Here is a 17,795-nt window from a genome sequence, read left to right on the forward strand (position 1 = left end):
TCGAATTGCGCGGCATCCCCTGCCTGGCGCTCGAAGACGTTCCGCCGCAACGCAAGGGCTGTGCGGTGACGCGATCCTTCGGGGAGCCGGTGACGACGCTCGCCGGGATGCTGGAGGCCGTCGCGGCCTACGCGACGAGGGCCGGGGAGAAGCTTCGCCGGCACGGGCTGGAAACGGATCACATGGCCGTCTTCATGCACACGTCCGCCTTTCGTCCTGGGGACCGTCCTTATTCCGGTTCGACGGTCGTTCATCTGCCGGAAGCCTCGGCCGATACCCTCGATCTCGTCCGGGCGGCCAAGCGCGGCGCTCGGGCGATCTGGCGGGACGGCTATCGCTATGCCAAGGCCGGCATCGTCATGACGGACCTCGTTCCCGCCGGGACGGCGCAACGGCCCTTGTTTGACGCCCGCGACCGCGAAAGGTCGGACAAGCTCATGACGGCGATCGACGCGGTGAACGGCAAGTTCGGCCGTGGAACGATCATGCCGGCGGCGGCCGGGATCAAACAGAAGTGGGCGACGAAATTCGAAATGCGGACGCCTCGATACACGACACGGATCAAGGAAATTCCTCGGGTAGCGGCAGAATGAAAACCGTCTACTTGTCGCCGGTCTCCATCGCCGTGACGGCGTTGAAAAGGGACTGCTCGGGGGATGCCTCGCAATAGGCTTTGACCTTACGAACCGCTGTGTCCAAGCTCTTGTAGAAGAAATCGGCCTTCCCCGGCCGCCCTCGGTTCGTGCCGGTCATCATGCCGGCGATGAAGAAGACGCGGGTAGCGAAGTTGTTGTTGTAATACGTGTTGAGGGGGGGATTCGACACTCTCGCCCGCGCCGCCTGTTCGTCTGCGTATGTTTGCAGAAAATCGGAACAGGTCAGGCTCATGTAGACGTGGATTCCAACGTTCCCGTCCGGCATCTGCTCATAGGCATCGGCTGATGAAACAGAAAGGCACAAAAACGCGAGGCAGGACGCAAGCTTCAAGGACGCCTCCAGACGTTTCAACAGGATCATCTTAAGGTAGCGCCTACCAAAAAGAGACCGGCCTTGCAGCCGATCCCTTGGAATTTCCGTCCAAAGGTGGGGACTTAGAACAGGAAATCCGCGTTGGTCAGGTGAAGGTTGCCGCCGCCGATCAAGGTCACGAAGCTGTCCGCATCGCTCACGAGGAGGTCCGCCCCGACCGAATTGGGTGATGATTCATCATGATGATGATTTACTGAGCGGAACGGTGGGGCGCACCTGCGATCGCCAAATCGAGCGTCCTAAACCCGCGTCATCGGGAACCGGAAGAAGAAGCCGCCCGCGTCATCGGGCGGCTTTTTTCGTTTCGGGGTCGGACATGGAAAAGGCCCGGCATTGCCGAGCCTTCCGCATTCAAACAATGGGAGGAACGCCGTGAAGGGCGAGAACCAGGATCACGACAAGGGCGGCGAGGCCGAGGATGGTGGCCGCGCAAATTGCGACCGTGCCATCCGCTCTGATTTCGAGGTTTGAAAATGACTTGAAGATAAACTTTAACATATTGATTCCTTTATGAAATTGGGTTCATGACGAACTCCGTTCGTTGGTTTTGTGGATGTAGGGCGGTGAGTTCCCATCCTACATATACTAATATAACACGACATTTACTTAAATGTCAAGCATCTTTTAGCAACGTCGAAATTATCGGCGTTTCTAATAGTATATATGCTTCTCCCGATCTCGGGGTTGGCGATCGGATTCGAAGGAAGGCTCTCGTCTGCCGGAATCGTCGCTGACGGCATAGAAAAGGGCCGGCATCGCTGCCGGCCCCGGTCGTCGCCATGGTGAAAAGGATCAGAGGAAGAAGTCATGATCCATGAGGACGAGGCTCTTCCCGCCGACGATCGTCACGAAGCTATCCGCGTCCGCCACGATCAGGTCCGCGCCGGAGGTCCGGACGGACAGGTGCGCGAGGTCCATTCCTTTGCCGAAATCGAGGAGGTCTTCGCCCTGACGGAAATCGAGGATGCGATCGGACCCGCTCGCGCCACGGAAAACGAAGGTGTCGGCCCCGGCATAGCCTTTCAAGGTGTCATTGCCGGCCCCGCCCTCGATGCGGTTCGCCAACTCGTTGCCGTAGAGAACGTCGTTGCCCTTGGTGCCGACGATGTTTTCGACGCCCTTCACGTTCCCCACGGAGTTGCCGACTGAGAAGACGGCACCCGAGGCCGAGAAGGTCACGGGGTATCCCGCCGCGAGGTCCGAAAAATCCAGCGTGTCGATGCCGGCCCCACCGTCGATCTTGTCAGCCCCATTGAGGGCGGACGAAACGAACTTGAACACGTCGTTGCCGGCGGTGCCCACGAAGTTGTCCGCCTTGGTCGTCATCGTGAAGGTCGTTCCTCCCGAGGAAGTAGGGAGAGAGACAGGCACCGTGACCGGCGCGGGGGTGACGACCGGTGCCGGAGCCGCGACGACAACCGGAGCAGGGACAGGAGCGACGACGGGCGCCGCCTTCGGGGCAAGGAGTCCCGCGAGGTCCACCAAGGCGTCAGCAAACGAGAACCGCTCGATATTATAGAGCATGTCGGTCCCATCCCGACCCGTCACCGTGTCGGCGATTTTGACCCATGCGCCGAGGGCGTCGGTGCCCTGCTGCACGACGTAATCCGCGATCCGGCCGATGAATCCGGCCGTGTCGGTGCCGGCTCCTCCGTCAAGCAAATCGTCGCCCCCTTTCCCGGAAAGGAAGTCGTTGCCACGCATCCCGACGAGGACGTTAGACGAGCCGTTTCCGACGAGGGTATCGGCGCCGTCGCCGGTCACGGCACTCTCGATCCCGGCGAGGATTTGGACCTTCCGCACCCCGTCGAACCAAATGCCGCCGTTTGCGGCGGACAGGTCGGCTTTGATGCTGCCGGTCTGACTGGCAAGGTTGATCCAGTCGGCCCCGCCGTTGTCGTCCGACAAGACGGCACGAGACGGATCGAGGGCGATCATTTTCGCGGCTTCGTTGGTGTAGTGATAGACGTTGTAATTCGAGGGCGCGGCCCCGTAGAGGTCCAGCTTGTAGCTCTGAAGAGTGCCGACGTTCCCGGTCTTGGTGTCCGTGATCCGGACGGACCAATCTCCGACCGACGAGACGCCGCGAACGGCCTCGGCGCCGAAAGTCCAGGTCCAAGCACCGCCCCCGGCGGCGGTGCCGGACATGGCGTCCATAAGGATCGAGGAGGTTCCGTCCGGGCTGACAAGCTCCACCCGTAGCTCTTTGACGTTGGGATGGTCGAAAGTGAGAGTGAGGTCGGCATGTTCGACGGTCAAAGCATCGGCGACCTTGATCCCGAGAACGGTCGTCCCGCCGTCCGCGAGGGCCTTGGAGACGGTCGCCGAGACGGTCGCCGAAAGCTCGTTACTGCTGATCTTCGGAACGCCGAAATAATGCCAAACCTCGGCGAAGCGGACGGCTTCGAAGGCGTCCACCTGACCGAATCCGACATCGTTGGAATAGTGCATCCCGCCGCCGTTGACGTTCACGGCGCCGTTGATCTGCCACCCATATTCCATGCTGCCGGTCGCCTTCCCGCCGATGGTCGTCGGGGTCGTCTGGTCGGCAGTGATCGCAAGAATAGACTGCACGTCGCGCCACCCGAGGACGTTGTTTGAGGCGTCTAGCATGAGGTTGACGACGCCCGTCACGATCGGTGCGGCGGCTGACGTGCCGCCGAAAGTGTCGGTGTAGTTGCCGGCCTTGTAACCGGCGGAACCCGTCTCGTCGGTCGTGACGATGCCGTTCCCGCCGCCGTTCGAAGGTGCGGAAACGAGGAGTGAGGAACCACGGTTGGAGTAGGACGCCACGTCGCCGTCCTGGCCGATCGCGCCCACGGTGATGCTGTACCTGGACGCTCCGAATTCGGAATTGTTGGCGCTTCGGTGGTCGTCGTTCCACTCGTTGCCGGCGGACTGGACGACGACGGTCCCGAGGCCGTTGCGCCCCGTGTCGGCCGCCACCTTGAGCGTGTCGGTGAAGGCTTTACCGAAGGCGGTCGTCAGGCTGTCAGCGAAGGGGTCCGACCATCCCCATGAGGTGTTCACGGTGTCGAAATCGGCCATGTGACGCATCGCGGGAAGGAGGTTCGAACCGCCTGCGTTTCCAAAAACGTCGATACCCGCGAGACGGACACCAGGAGAAATCCCGATGCCGCCGATGCCGTTGCCGGCGGTCGCGGCGATGATGCCAGCCACGGCCGTTCCATGGGTCGCGGAACCCATGTCGGGCGCCTGGGCGACGCCGCCGATCTTGAACTCAAGGGAAGCGTCGTAGGCGGCCGAGAGGTCTTCGTGGGTCCGCTGCACGCCGTCGTCAAAGACGCCGGTCGTCACGCCGGAGCCGTCGAACTCGCCGCCGAGGCGGTCAACGCCGATGACGGAAAGGTGCCACTGTTTCGAGAGGAGGGGATCGATCGTCATAGATTATCCTCGACATGCAACCCACCCGATGCGTGTTGCTGACGACCACACTATAATAATATCCGCTTATCGTGGCTTAATCTGTCTTTTACAGTTTTATACATGCAAACAAATTTTGGGAACTGTGCTTTTTATCTTCTCGTGTCTTCGGTAGGACGTTCTATGATAGAGCACGGATCAATTAGGATGGACAGGGAGAGGTGGAAGGGATGAAGAAGAATAGGGCCGGCTTCGCCGTCATTTTCTTGACGATGCTTCCAGGGGCCGCCCTATCGGGCGAGGAAGGGCCGAAGGACCGGCCAAACCCTTCCCCCTATTCCCTCTCTCCCGTCCCTCGGGACGGAGCGCGGGCGACGACCGGTCTCGGTCTCGATCTCCCGCCGGACGCCGATCCGAAGGCGGATCAGAGGGAGCATGTCCGACAGAGCCGATACCTCACGCGGGCGGGGGTCCTAGCGCCTCTGCCGGCACCAGGCGAGCACCAGGCCGAAGGCGCGGGCGTCCCCGGCATGACACGTCATGAGAACTGAAAAGGCGACGATCGCAGGAAAGATGCTTTGTCACTTTCATAGTCACGGGCGACCATCATGCGACGGTCCCGCCGAGGGTGGGACGGCATGGAAGGAACATGGCATGAAGATGCTGCTCGTCGCGACGATCTCCGTCGTCGCCCTCCTCTCGGGACCGGCCTCGGCGGCCTCGCCGGCATCGATCGCGGATCAAATACTCGACGCGAAAGAGGCGGTGGAAAAGGCCGAGACGGCGAAGGAAAGAGCCGAGGCGGCGATCAAGGCCGGACCCTTGATCTATCAATTCCGCAAGCTCCCGGCGCTCTGCGAGGCGGCCCGGCACGTCGATCAGGACGACATCCAGAACAATATGTTCAACGTCTTGTCCTGCTGCGTGACGATTCCGGAAGGCGGTGGGAACGTGGCTGCGGGAAAAGCCCTGCTCACGATGGGGTGGACGCCGAAAATCGATGCCGGAAAGGGTCGTCGCATCCTTCAAGCTGTCATCGACGAGGTTCGTGGTGAGATCGACAAGGGCGCGAAAGCGCCCATCACGGCACAGCTCGACAGTGCCGGCGAGACGTTGACGACGGCCTGTCTGGGAGCCGTCTCGAAGTACAACTAGCGGCCCCGTCGCTGCGGGCGGACATAGGGCACGGACGGAAGCTCCCTGGGCGGTTCGTCCGGGTCGCGAAGGCCACCCTCGATGACGGTCAAAGGCCCCGCCCCTGGCGGGAGGTCCGGCGGGATCGGACCTCGTTCGAGGTCCGGGAAATGTGCGCCGCACTTCGGTTCGTACTTCCGGTGCCCGTGCCACCACGGGCAATCCCCGGCGATCTCGCGAAGCACGTCCTCCATCAGCATTTCCGACCCATGACGGGCTGCAAGACGGGCAAGGCGATACTCGCCCCGGCGGTGGCAAAACCGGCACTCGACCCGGACAAGGGTCCAAGGAAATGAGGAAAGGCGAAGCGGATCGTCCATTCCGGCGAGGATAGAACGGAAAGAGAACACTGCAAGCGGACATGAAAAAAGCCGGCTCGGGTGGAGCCGGCTTTGAGGTGGTGGAAGCCTAAGCCTCCGGAGGGTTAGCCCTGCGCCTGGGCGGCTTCCGCCTCGGCTTTGGCCTGCTTGCTTTCGGCGTGAAGCTGGAGGGCTTTGACGCCGCCGTAGATAGCAAGCTGCGGTCCAATAAGGAGGAGGACGATCGGAACGCCGACGATGAGAAGAGCGAGAAACACGGGATTTCCTTTCGTGCCAGGATGCTTCGTTGGTCTATTCTAGCCGAAGCGAGATTAAGTCGAATCCCTGTCGGGACATGGATTTCGAGAGAAGGTGGAAGAGGGCTTAACGCCCTCCCTTATTCTTTCTCGGTCCTTTCGCGGAGGACGAGGCGGCCGTTGAGCGGGACGGCCGAGAGGGAGATGTTGAAGCCCTTGCCATCCTGGTGGCTCCAGGCCGCGCCGATCTTCGTCCAGTAGGCACTTTCACCCTCGCCCTCGACAACGAAAACCCCATGGGTGGGGAGGTTCGAGCGGCCCGTTTCGTTCTGCTTCGCCTTGCTCATGTCCGGCTTCCTTCGATCTCTGGCCGCCCGATTGCGACCGTTCCGGGATGCGAGGACGACGGAAAGGAAAGGGACTAGCTGCCTCCCCGGAGGGGACGCCACGCGCTTGGGCATAAGCGGTCTCGATCGACCGTCGTAGCGACACCCGGCAAAACGGCGCTCGGGACTCTCGGGGATCTCTGGAAAGCCTGGACTTGGCGGTGAGGCTGGCGTGACGGGTCTCGCGCTACCGCCCTACGGGAAAAGTCGTGGTGGTGAGGGAATAGGGGGAGGGGTGGTTCTGGCGGCTACTCGTCGCCCTGCCCGATGGGTAGAACAAGGCTTCGTCCACACGCGACCCATGTCCGCGTCTCAAGGTCGATCGTCTGCGTGAGGTCCGGGCAGATAGGACCGGAATAGACCTGCACATACGGATCGAAAATCCGTGCCTCTCCTTGACGGATAGAGACGATGAACGGGCCTTCCTCGGCGATCCAAACGGCTTCCGGCGCTTCGGAAATCCTGTCTTTCCAAATCGCGTGAATCGGAAGATCGGTCGTCCATGCCTGCACGAAACGAAGCGTCCGCGCCTCGGCCGAAGCCGGAGACACGGACGCACCAAATGCGAGGATGAAGAGAAGGAGCCGCATCAAAAGTCGATGTCGAGCTTCGGCTTCACCAGCTCCGGCTTGGCCTCCGCCTGGACGGGGGTGGGAGCGGGCTCGGCCTTCACGGGCTCGGGCTTCGCTTCCTTCGCCTGCTCTTCCGACGAGACGAGAGGGGCGCCGGTCGATCCGACTTCTTTCAGGAATTTCGGGTCGGAATAGAGGGCGCGTTCCGCCTTCGCCTCCTCGACCGCGACGGGTTCCGCCACGACGGCCGCGACGGCCGGGGTTTCAGGGAGTCGCGTATCGTTCCGCTCGACGGTCTCGGCGACGGGTTGCGTCCCTTTGAGAAGCTGATCCTCAAGAGCGGCCTGCTGGCGCCGGATGGACTCCTGGCGCTCGGCCTCCTTCTTCGCTTCCAAGTCCGCCCGCACCTGCTTGCGGTACGCTTCCTGCTGACCATCCCACGAATTCGCGTAGACGACGGCCTTCGCCTCGTCGGAATTCGGATCGAGGCGAGCAAGCTCGGCTTCGGAGATCGCCGAGAATTTGAGGTTGAGGTGCTTGGATTCCGTGCTCATCTTCCAATGGCACCGGTCCCACTCAACCGCGCCTTTGATCCAGACGGGACCTTCCCTAGCTTCGAGGACGAGGACTTCGCCGACCGTCGTTCCCATGATCGAATAAATGGCGGGAACGCAACCGCTCTTGAAGACTCGGGCTTGGCCCGACCACTGGCCCGATCCCTTGGATGTCAACGAGGCCAGTTCGTCGCCGGCTTTCACACCGGCCTCTGCAAGGCTCGCCTTCGGCTCCGCGTAGACGATGCTAAGCGAATTATTTTGCAAGGTCGCCGTCATCCGACTTCCGTTGTGCAGAAGCGGAATGGCGATGTTAGGCGTCAACGTGCCAGCCTGGGCCTCCCCGCCGGCGATGCCGGCGAGGAGGGCGGTGGCGAGGAGGAGGGTCTTGAAGGTCTTCAACGGCTCATCCCCCGCTTCTTCTGGTCGTCCTGGCCGGGCATGGACGGCGTGACAGACGGTGTGGCCGGCTTGGCGGCCATCTGCTGCGCCGACTGCTGACGACGGGACATTTCCGCTTCCGAAACCTGGGTGTTCTGGACGCGAGGCTTCGGCGTCCATGTCTGCCCGGCGGCTTCGGTCTTGTGTTTCTCGTGGGCTTCCTGCCGCGTGAAACGGGGGTTGTCCTTCGAGGAGCCGGGTCCCTGGGAAACGGAAGCGCCACCCTGGCCGCCCTGCTTCGGCCCGTCCTTCTTGGGCTCATATGCAGGGTCGCCCTTGGACGGATCGTCGGTCTTGCGCGACTGGTCCGCCTTTGTGGCCTCGTCCGACCGCTGGAGGGTCTTGTAAGCCTCGATGCGCGCCTTCAAGCCCTCCTCGTTGATCCCGTTCTTCGAAAAGGGCGAAACGGTCGCCATCGTGTGCCGGGCGTCCTTCGTCTCCGTCTCGGACGGACGACGCTCGGCCTCCTGTTCCTGCTCTCGGTGAAGAGCCTGCTCGGGGCCTTGCTCGATCTCGCGACCGTCGATGACCTCCTTCGCCTCGTCGGCATAGGGGTTCTCGTTGAGGTCGGCCTGCGCCTCGTCGGCGCGCTGTTGCGCCTCCTGAGCGGCGACGAAGTGCTCGCGAGACTCACGGGTGAGCGAGGCCCGCTGATCGTCGGAACGGTTCTCCTGCGCCTTCTGCAAAGCGCGACCGGAGTTGCGTCCAGCCTCCTGACTTTCGCGGATCGCCTGCTCCTTGTCGGCCGTCCGATCCAGCGCCTCGCCGAGGCCGGGACGATCGGATTCGCGAGCTTGCTCCGCGAGGTTGCGGATATGCTCCTGGCGTTCCCGGTGCTTGGCGAGATCGGCCCGAGGGTCGAACTCCGGAGGGGTAATCGTCGCGATAGGGATACGCATTTACAAGCTCCTCATGTCGATGATGTCGGCCCGATCAAGTCCCGCCCGGTATATCATGGCGAAAGCAAATCCCTGGCCGTGCCGAAGTTCATCATGCCTTATCTTGGGTTGCCAAGACAGTCCCGACGTAAGAACTTCCTTATTTTTGTCTTCATATCTCCAGTTAGCTTGTTGCATTGTTGCAAGTCTGCTTTCGGGAGAGTTGGAAGACCTTGCAATAAACCTAGTATCGAGGCCGATCGCCGCTTCCATGGCGGGGTCCGAGAGGCTGAAGCCGGTGGGGACCGGGAACGCCGCCTGAACATCGGCGGGACGAACCGGCATGGCTTGCTCGCGCTCCGCCTGGGTCGCGTAGAAGGTTGAATCCGGCTCCCAACCCTGAGGAAGGTCGCCCGCCAACTTCCGCACGAAGTCGATGGTCTCGACCTCGCCCGTGCTCATGACGATCTTGTTGCGGAAGAGGTTCAGCAAGTTGGCCGTAGCTTCCTTGCCAATGTTCTGGTTGAGTGCCGCGACGGACTGCGTGGCTCCCAAGAAGAACACACCGGTTTCGCGAGCAACGTTCCAAAAGTCGAGGTCCGAATTCTGCCCGGCGGTGGCGAGCATCTGATATTCGTCCGCGACGAGGGCCACGGTGGTATTTCGGCAAAGCTCCGGGGCTTTGATGAGACGCCGCTTCGCGAGAACGAAAAGACGCTGCTTGAGCCACGTCGCAACGATCCGCCCGGCTTGTCCGAATTCGCTCTCACCGATGGCAACGAGAACGATCCCGCCGTTGAGGGCGAAATCCACGTCGATCTCGTTGCCCGTGATGGTGCCACGGGCGAAACGCTCGGTGAGAGTGCCGGCGCCGACGAGCTTGCCGAGGACCGCCGAAACGTTCGCGACGATCGAGGACCGCGTGTCGTCCGCCATGGCGGCGAAGGACTGACGAAGCCAGAGCGCCGATTCATAGGCGAGGGCGACATGATCGAAGAGGTGCCGATTTTCCGTCTTGAGACGGGCAAGGTCGCCGTTCAAGGCAACGACACGCTCGGCAAGCTCCTTCTGCACCGTCGCGTCCGTCGCGATCACGAGAAGGCTCGCGAGGCTGTAGAGGCGCGACGACCGCTCTTTCATCGTCTCCGGATCGAACTCCAATGCCTCCGCGACCGTCGCGACATGAAGGATCAGGAGAGATGCCATTTCGAGCCAGAATTCCTCGCCCGATCCGGCGTTCTGGCTGGCGATGGATCGGAAGGTGGAGGAAACTTCCAGGGGCGACATGCCGGCGAGAAGATCGACGCCGTACATATCGTCCTCAGTCCCGATGACGCGAACGTCGTCACGGTGCGCGACCATCGGCAAGAGGTCCTTGTAGAGGGAGCCCTTGCCGTCCGTCACATAAGCTCCGAGGCGGTGGGTCTCGCCCCACGCCGCACCCATGATCCGCCCGAATAGAGGCTTCAGCACGTCACGGGTCTTACCGGCGCCAGTGTCGCCGAGAACGAGGGTATGGACGCGGATCGATTCACCGTCGAAAGCCACCATCTGCCCATTAAGGGGGGCCTTCATATCGCCCCTCGCCCTGGTCGTGCCGGTGGCGACACCGACAGGGATTAGGGGAAGGGAGGAGAGGCGACCGCAAGCGTCCTCGACCTGACGGGCATGGGCTCGATATTCGGTCTCCCGAACCCCGGCCTTCGCCTTCCAAAGAAGCAAGGCGTCACGGGTCGCGATGGTCAAAGGCTTGCCGGTCTCGGCCGCCCAACGGCTCAACGTCGTTTGAAAGCCGATCGACCACGCCGCATAGAATGCGGTCACGAAGACGACGGCGACGGCGAGGAAGAGGCCGATCATGCCGGGAATGGCGGCGACAAGCTGGATCGCGGCGGCGAGGTAGAACCAGACGAAAGGCATCCAGGCGCCGATTTCACCAGCCCATGCCGGATACCGAAGGCCATAGAAGATGCGAAGGCCGTCACCTCCTCCACCGCCACCACTCATCGGCATCGAGCCCATGCCGAGCAGAGACGGAAGGAAGCTGCCGAGCGATCCCATGGCGAGCATGGGGCCAAGCCATGCCGTGAGGTACGACAAGAGGAACGCCGCCGCGATGCAGCGCTGAAGCGCATAGGGATGACGACCACCGATGAAACGATAGGCCATGAACAGGCCGTAGCCGGTCACGACGCCACCGACGAGGAAGGAAGCAAGGGCACCGATCTTGACGGCGAGCGGTGTCTCGGAGCCGAAGATTTCGGACAGCGGACCCATCCCGAAGGGAAGCACCTGAAGCCAAAGGATCGTGAGGATGAGGGTCGCCGTGCCGGCGATCGTCGCGGCCATGTGCCCGCTCTCGCGGCAAGCCTTCTCCACGATCTCCGGGGAGAGATGGTTCCAGGTGAGGTGTCCCACGTCGCGACCACCGAGAAGACGGCCGTCCCAGACGACGCCACGGCGCACGTCCACCGGAGTGTCACGGTAGAGGGTCGGATAGCGGTCCTCCGGCCACTGCTGACGAGCGGCAGCCTCACGGTCGCCCTTTGCGAGGGTGGACTTGAAGTCGTCGCCTTCGGTGAGGTCGCGCATGAAAGCGGCGGTGCGGCGGTCAACGAGACGGCGCATGAAGGGAAGCAACATCATGCTCTTACTCCTGGCCTGCGAGGGTTGCGGAAGGGGAGGAACCGGGCCGGAAACCCTGGATGCGCTGCTCGAAAGTCATGCCCTCGGGCTTCTCGGTGCAGCCCTCGACGGCAACCCCTTTGAGAACCGCGCAACGGCCCCCACGGCCGACGATGGCCCACGACAGAACGCCGTCCACGTAGCCGATCACGTCCACGACGCCGGCACCCTCGGCCACGGCGACGTTACCGGTCGCGAGACGGTCCATCGCCGCCGCTTCGAAAACCTTGTTCGGACGTGTGATGCGCGGCGCCGGCTGGATCGCGGCCACGTCTTCCCACGCCTTCACGTCGGGTCCGTGCTTCGCCACGTCGGACCTGACGGCCGCGAGGAGGTCGCTCCACGCCTTGCCGGACATGCCGGCTTGCACGGGGAGGTCCGCAATCCACTTCATGCGGTAGCTCGCGGCGGTGCCGTCCGGCATCGTTACGTAGGTGTCCGGGTTGCTCTGAAGGAAGGCGGCAAGGGCGCCGAAGGGAACCCGGATTTGAACGATCGACGGCCCCATGAGGGCGACGAGGAGGAAGGCTCCGGCGGCGAGCCAGCCCTTCACGAGACGCGGCTTCGACCGCTCGTCCAGGCGGGCGCGGAGAACGTGGCCGGGGGAAACAAGGGTTTCCCACTCCTGCGGCAGGACGGAACGGGCGAGGATGGGGGCGGGAACCGCTTCCGCGTCCAGCGGCGGCGGCGTGGCGACGTGTACGGTCACTGCGTACCTTTCTCAGATGAGTTGATTTCTTTTTCGAGGGCGGGGGTCGCCTCGGCGACGATCTCCCGCAGGACTTCAGACACGCTGGCTTTGACCATCTGACCTCGCAAAGTGCGGGTGAGAGCGACCGTTTTCAGGAGTTCCCATTGCTCTGCGGGAAGCACGACGGCGGAAGTCTTGTTGGTTCGAGGTGCCATTATAAGCGTATCCATACGTGTATATTGATGACGTGATGACATGATGACAAGCGAAGCTTGGCAACGTCATTGCTGGATCATCACCTTGATGATGATGAGTTGAAGCAAAGTCTAAGGAGAGGGTGAATCTGTAGTATCTTGAGATAGTTAAAGGGGTCGCCTCGCGTCCCACGCGACCGTCCCGGCGACGGGTTACGGAGTCTCACCCCAAGCGTCAGGGCTTTGGTTTATGTCTGAAACGAAACTCAGGATCGCCCGTGCGCAACTCGGAACCGCCATGTCCTTATTCATCCGGGACAAGGACCCGTGGTCCGTTCAAGCTCTCGCGTGTGGCGGTAGCGAGGTCATCGAGGGGCTGGCTGAGCAAGCCAAGCTTCCCACCCTTTCGACGCATATCCTCAACACGTTCGGCCACATCGATCTTCGAGGAATTCGGAAGATCAGGAACCAATATTGGAATGCGATAAAACACTTCTCCGGCACCGACAGAAAGACGGCGAGAGACGACGAGGAGCTATTGTCGGATTTCAGCGACAGGACGAACGACGGCGTTCTATTCAACGGGTGGCTGGACTATCTACTTCTGACGAAGCGGCTTCCGGTCGAAGTCCAGGTGTTTCAGGTGTGGTGGTATGCGACCAATGAAGACCGGCTAAGCCCCTCAGCCGATCGGACGCCCCACCGGACCTTGTTTCCGAACATCGAGCGCGACGATCGGCGGGAGCAAAAACGACGGCTTCGGCGGGTGGCGGAAAAATACGCCCGCAATCCCGCGATCCTGGCCGATCCGAGGACGGAGCCGGGACCGCTAGTCATGCGGAGTTGGTGACGCCTCCGGGTTCGTTACGGCGAGAAAAAAGGGCCTTGCGGCCCTTCCTTCCTTCCCAAACCCTTCCCCCTATTCCCTCCCTCCCGAAGGGAGCGGCGGTGCCTTTCTGACGATGCAGAGCACCGGAGCGGGGTCATCCTGACAACGCGGGAGTTCTCGGATGCGAGACGGGTTCTCGGGGTTGCCGCAGGAGCGCCCTTGCGCGGGACCGACAGCGCCCCGCGAGCATTCCATCCATGCCGTCGAAGACGGCGCACCGCCACTTTCATCGCATCCGGGGACCGGACGGGACGGACGGGACCGGGGCAGTCGCGGCCCGTTCCGCCGCGAGGCGACGACGCTCTTCCTCGGCGGCTCGGCGTTCGATCTCGATCCGCTCGGCCTCGACCTGGGCCGCCCTGGCGGCCTTGGCCGCCTTCTCCTGCTCGGCAGTCGCACCACGGATCGCGCCGTTCCAGTCCTTGAACTGCGCCTCCGGTGGTCTGTCCTTGACGACGGCACCGACATGACCCCGGCGAATGGCCTCGCGGACCTGGTTCGCGAACTCCTGGCCTTTACCGTCGTTGTCGAGCCCGACGTGCCATTCGGCCTCGGGGTTGCGACGTGCGATCTCGGCGACGGCATCGAGGGCGCGACGACCGGGCGTCCCGTCCGGCGCGACAAGCATGGCCCCATCGGGCGCGTCGTCATGCTGATAGAGCGAGAGGGTGTCGATGGCGGATTCCGTTACATAGATGCGCTTGGGCGACCGGTCGCCTGCCATGAAAAGGGTCGGTGTCCCACCCGAAGCGTTGGCGCGGAAGCTGTCCACCTTGCCGATCGGCGGGGCGCCGCGTCGAACGTAATTCACCAATTCGCCGTCCGGGTTCCGGTGCGCGAAGGCGGCACCGAAGCGGTTCGACGCCTTCTCGCCGGTCCAGTCCGCTTTGATGTCGGATCGGAACCGCTCCACGATCTCGCGACGGATACCGCGTTCCTCGGTAAGGAATTTGGGGACGCCGGCAGAAGGAAGCTTCATCCATCCCGCCCGAACCTTCTCGGGCGCGGTGGCATCTTCAAGCGGCTTCTGCTCCCGCACGATCGGAAGCGCCGTCGCGCTCGGGCTCCACGTCTTGAGACGGTCGCGCAGCCAGTGAAGAGTCTCACCGTAAGACCCGCCCTTCACATGCTGCACCAAGTCCCAAATCACGCCTTTGCGGCTGGTATCGTTCGAGACGGTCCACGCCCAAAGATTGCCCTTCTGCGTTATGCCGACCTTCTCGCCGTCCTTCCCACCGAAGCGGACGGCACCGCCGCCGCTCCACCGTTCGACAAGCTGGCCGCCGAGGTGATCCACCGCGAAGGCGAGGAGGTCCGTCCGAACCATCTGGTTTCGCTCGTCGTCGGTGACGCGGCTCCGGGGCTCCGACTTCACCGGAACGGGATAGCGGGTCTTGGCCGTCTCACGCTTCGCCATGCGCTCGGCAAGCTTCGTCACGGGAGAGGCCGAAACGGTGGGCTGCATCGAGGGAGTAGGGAGACGAGGACGCCGGCCCGCCAAGGTCGCATCCTTGAAGACCGTCGCGCTCTGGACAGGGGGTCGCGTCTCGTTCCGGGGGACCGTCACGACGACGGGTGCCGGGGTATCGAGAATGACGTGCATCGGCAGGAAATCCGTCGCGTTCTGTTTGAGGTCCGCTTTCATGCTCTCCTCGAACAGGCGCCTTTTGATCTCCTCGGCCGTGACCTCGACCGGGGCGCGGTCGTCCTCCTCCTCGGGAAGGACCGTCCCGCCGCCCTTCGTCTGGCGGATCGTCGCGCCACCCTTGGCCGCGATCTCATCCACGATTCGGCCACCGTCGGCGAATGTCTTCACGGCGTTGCGGTGGCGGGTCATGGCAACGTAGGTGCTTTCCTGTCCCATGCCGCGCACGTTCAGGACATAGGCTTCATCGACCGTCACGCCCTGCGAGGCGTGGACCGTCATAGCCGAAGCGTGTTGCAGCCTGGGCGCCTGGGGCTCGCCCTCTTCACGGCGGCCGACAAGCTCCCTCCACCGCACCTCGATCGGATCGGCCGACTTGGCGAAGGCGAGACGAAGCGTCGGGTTCTCCGGATCGCCGGAGATCCCCACGACGCGGGCGAGGTCCGAATTGCGGATCGTCATGCCGCGAAGCTCGACGGTCTCGCCGAATATCACCTCGTCGCCCGCCGCGAGGTCGATCGCCTGGGCGTCGTCGCCGCCGCGAGGGATCGCGGGAAGCGTCCAGTCCGTCGCCTCGATCCAGCCAGCGGCCTTGCCGGCGGCCCTGATCTGCTCGTTCAACGACCGAACGTCCACGTTCCAGGAAGAGAGGACGCAGCGGGCCGCCTCGGGCCGCTCCATGCGGTCCCTTGAATACGAGTCCACAAGGGCGCGGATGGCCTCTTCCCGGTCGTCGGCGACGGTCACGGCCCCCGCCTTGTCGTAGGCTTCGAGTGCCCGAACGGTCTCGCCATCCGCGAAGTCCTGCGAGGCGGCCTTCTGCCACTCGGATTTCTGACGGGTGATCTCGGTCATTCGGGACGATCCGACGACGCGGGAAATGGCCTTCAAGGGGGCGCCTGCGACGACGGGTTGGAGCTGGCGCGTGTCGCCGGACGCGATCAACTTCGCCCCGACCGCTGACGTGGCGGCGACGAGGGCGGCCATGTCCTCGGTGCCGACCATGCCGGCCTCATCGAGGATGACCACGGATTTCTCGGTAAGCTTCACCTTTCCATCCGCGATCTGGCGGACGAAACCCTGGACGGCCTTCGCGTAGGCGTCGGCGGTCTGCGTGTCGGACCTGACGACCTCCGTCGCCTTCCACGACGGCGCCACCGTCCAAACCTCGAGCCCGCATTCTCGGGCGACCTCGGCGACCGCGCCGAGGGAAAAAGACTTGCCGGAGCCGGCGGACCCTTCCACCACGGACACGCCGTCCTTGTTGAGGGCATGAAGGATCGCGGCGGCCTGATCCTCGCGGATCGTCGGACGACGGGCAATTGCGGCTCTAACAGCCGCCTCGGGGACGAATTCGCGCTCGCCCTGGCGGGCCTTCACCGTTTGAAGCATAGCCTTTTCTGCGGCGATGATCTCGGCCGTCGAATAGATCGGGCGACCGTCAAGCTCGCCGATCTGGACGAGGAGCCCGGACGCCTTCAGGCGGTCCACGGCGGCAAGGGCCTCGTCTGCCCCGCAAAGGGTCTGCAAGCCTTCCAGGACGGCCCGCACGACGTGCCGATCGTCCATGACGGCAGCGTTGCGGGTGAGGTCGTGGATAGCCTTTCCGGCCGCCTTGTCGATCTGGTCGCCCTCATCCTTGGCGCGCTCGGCGCGAAGGAGACGCCCTTCGGCGAGGGCGGACCTCATGAGGCTGTTGCCGTCCCATCCGAGTGTCTGAAGCTCGCGGTTCCACCGGGCTTCAAGCTCCTGCATCGTGACCGCCTTGTCCTTGTCGTCGCGGGTCTCGAAGCTCGCGACCTGGGCCTTGCCACGGGCGGACGCCGTGGTGAAACCTTCGGCCTTGGCGACGGCCTCGATCTCGGCGCGGCGCTTCGAAAACTGCTTCGTCACGGCGTCCGGGATGCCGGCGATTTCGAAGTTCCGCCCCTTCTGGACGACCTCCACTCCAAGCTCCTCCCGGAGCGTCTTCGCCAATTCGCATCGGTACAAACTGGAAATCGCGCCGCCGTAGAGTTTGAGCCGGCGGTTGTCGATCGCCCCCGTCGAACCGTCCTCGCGGACCCCAAGGTTGAGAATGACCGCGTGTGAATGAAGCTGCGGGTCCATGGCCCGCGACGTGAAATGCCGGAACGTCGCGGCGCTCGCCTCCTGCACGGGCTCCTCGAAATAGCTCTTCTTGCCCGTCAGCGGATCGCGCTTCGCCCTGTGCGCCGTCACCATGCCGGCGTCGAAGGCGAAGTTCAGGGCACGCTCCATGGCCTTGTCATGGGCGGCGAAGACGCGGGCGCGGGTGTCGTCGTCCACCACGGCGGCGAGGACGGAGACGGACTTCGGGGCGCCGATCTGAAGATCGAAACCGACCGACCGCTTGCCGTTTGCGGACGCCTTGGTGAGCGGTTCCTTCGTCACGGGATGACGCCCGGCGGCGAGGTCGCGGAAGTGCCGGTCGTTGACAGCCGTCCCGTTCTGACCGAACGGGGAAAGAGGGAGTAGGGAGGAAGAGGACTTGGGAAGGGAAGACGCTGCGCGGCGGGTCCACCACTTCCCCTCGCTCTCGGCCGCGCCGTTGTCGAGGTAGTAGGCTTCACGGTCGCGGCCCTGGTTGGGGTCCGGCCGCTTCGCGTCGGCCTGCGCCTGGGCCTTCTGCGCGAGGTAGTATTCAACCGACGTGATACGGGTGCAGTTGAACACGGG

14 protein-coding genes are annotated in these 17,795 nt (G+C 63.2%); 3 read left to right on the forward strand and 11 right to left on the reverse strand.

Going from position 1 to position 17,795, the window contains the following annotated elements:
• Nucleotides 1-593 (forward strand): DUF4113 domain-containing protein (locus tag F9929_RS22330; protein WP_152048770.1); only part of this gene is annotated, 593 nt, incomplete at its 5' end.
• Nucleotides 594-600: 7 nt separating this feature from the next.
• Here the strand turns inward: F9929_RS22330 and F9929_RS22335 are convergent.
• Nucleotides 601-1,017: a hypothetical protein gene (locus F9929_RS22335; RefSeq protein WP_152048771.1), complete on the reverse strand. Its 417-nt coding sequence runs from the start codon at nt 1,015-1,017 to the stop codon at nt 601-603.
• Between the two features lie 804 nt (nt 1,018-1,821).
• Nucleotides 1,822-4,434: a S8 family serine peptidase gene (locus F9929_RS22340; RefSeq protein WP_152048772.1), complete on the reverse strand. Its 2,613-nt coding sequence runs from the start codon at nt 4,432-4,434 to the stop codon at nt 1,822-1,824.
• A 639-nt stretch (nt 4,435-5,073) separates the two neighbouring features.
• On the opposite strand from F9929_RS22340, the gene F9929_RS22345 reads away from it, so the two are divergent.
• Nucleotides 5,074-5,568, forward strand: coding sequence for a hypothetical protein (locus F9929_RS22345; RefSeq protein ID WP_152048773.1), 495 nt, complete (start codon nt 5,074-5,076; stop codon nt 5,566-5,568).
• A gap of 463 nt (nt 5,569-6,031) precedes the next feature.
• On the opposite strand, the gene F9929_RS24190 is transcribed toward F9929_RS22345, so the two are convergent.
• From F9929_RS24190 to F9929_RS22385, 8 genes are all read right to left on the reverse strand, one after another.
• Nucleotides 6,032-6,184 (reverse strand): hypothetical protein, encoded by a 153-nt coding sequence (locus F9929_RS24190; RefSeq protein ID WP_193227874.1) that lies wholly within the window; start codon nt 6,182-6,184, stop codon nt 6,032-6,034.
• A gap of 119 nt (nt 6,185-6,303) precedes the next feature.
• Nucleotides 6,304-6,510, reverse strand: a complete 207-nt coding sequence (locus tag F9929_RS22355) for a hypothetical protein (RefSeq protein WP_152048774.1) — start codon at nt 6,508-6,510, stop codon at nt 6,304-6,306.
• A gap of 287 nt (nt 6,511-6,797) precedes the next feature.
• Nucleotides 6,798-7,139 (reverse strand): hypothetical protein, encoded by a 342-nt coding sequence (locus F9929_RS22360; RefSeq protein ID WP_152048775.1) that lies wholly within the window; start codon nt 7,137-7,139, stop codon nt 6,798-6,800.
• Nucleotides 7,139-8,077, reverse strand: a complete 939-nt coding sequence (locus tag F9929_RS22365) for a hypothetical protein (RefSeq protein ID WP_152048776.1) — start codon at nt 8,075-8,077, stop codon at nt 7,139-7,141. Before F9929_RS22365 ends, F9929_RS22360 begins: the two co-directional genes overlap by 1 nt.
• Entirely contained in the window at nt 8,074-9,015 is a 942-nt protein-coding gene (locus F9929_RS22370) for a hypothetical protein (protein ID WP_152048777.1), read from the reverse strand. Before F9929_RS22370 ends, F9929_RS22365 begins: the two co-directional genes overlap by 4 nt.
• Entirely contained in the window at nt 9,016-11,640 is a 2,625-nt protein-coding gene (locus tag F9929_RS22375) for a type IV secretory system conjugative DNA transfer family protein (RefSeq protein ID WP_152048778.1), read from the reverse strand.
• Between the two features lie 4 nt (nt 11,641-11,644).
• Nucleotides 11,645-12,388: a hypothetical protein gene (locus F9929_RS22380; protein WP_152048779.1), complete on the reverse strand. Its 744-nt coding sequence runs from the start codon at nt 12,386-12,388 to the stop codon at nt 11,645-11,647.
• Nucleotides 12,385-12,585, reverse strand: a complete 201-nt coding sequence (locus tag F9929_RS22385) for a hypothetical protein (RefSeq protein WP_152048780.1) — start codon at nt 12,583-12,585, stop codon at nt 12,385-12,387. Before F9929_RS22385 ends, F9929_RS22380 begins: the two co-directional genes overlap by 4 nt.
• 277 nt (nt 12,586-12,862) lie before the next feature.
• On the opposite strand from F9929_RS22385, the gene F9929_RS22390 reads away from it, so the two are divergent.
• Nucleotides 12,863-13,414, forward strand: coding sequence for a hypothetical protein (locus F9929_RS22390; RefSeq protein ID WP_152048781.1), 552 nt, complete (start codon nt 12,863-12,865; stop codon nt 13,412-13,414).
• A 265-nt stretch (nt 13,415-13,679) separates the two neighbouring features.
• On the opposite strand, the gene mobF is transcribed toward F9929_RS22390, so the two are convergent.
• A complete protein-coding gene (gene mobF, locus F9929_RS22395) occupies nt 13,680-17,792 on the reverse strand; it encodes a MobF family relaxase (protein ID WP_193227875.1) in 4,113 nt (1,370 codons plus the stop codon).
• Nucleotides 17,793-17,795 lie beyond the last annotated feature (3 nt).

Source organism: Aureimonas psammosilenae (genome assembly GCF_009176975.1).
Lineage (GTDB): Bacteria > Pseudomonadota > Alphaproteobacteria > Rhizobiales > Rhizobiaceae > Plantimonas > Plantimonas psammosilenae.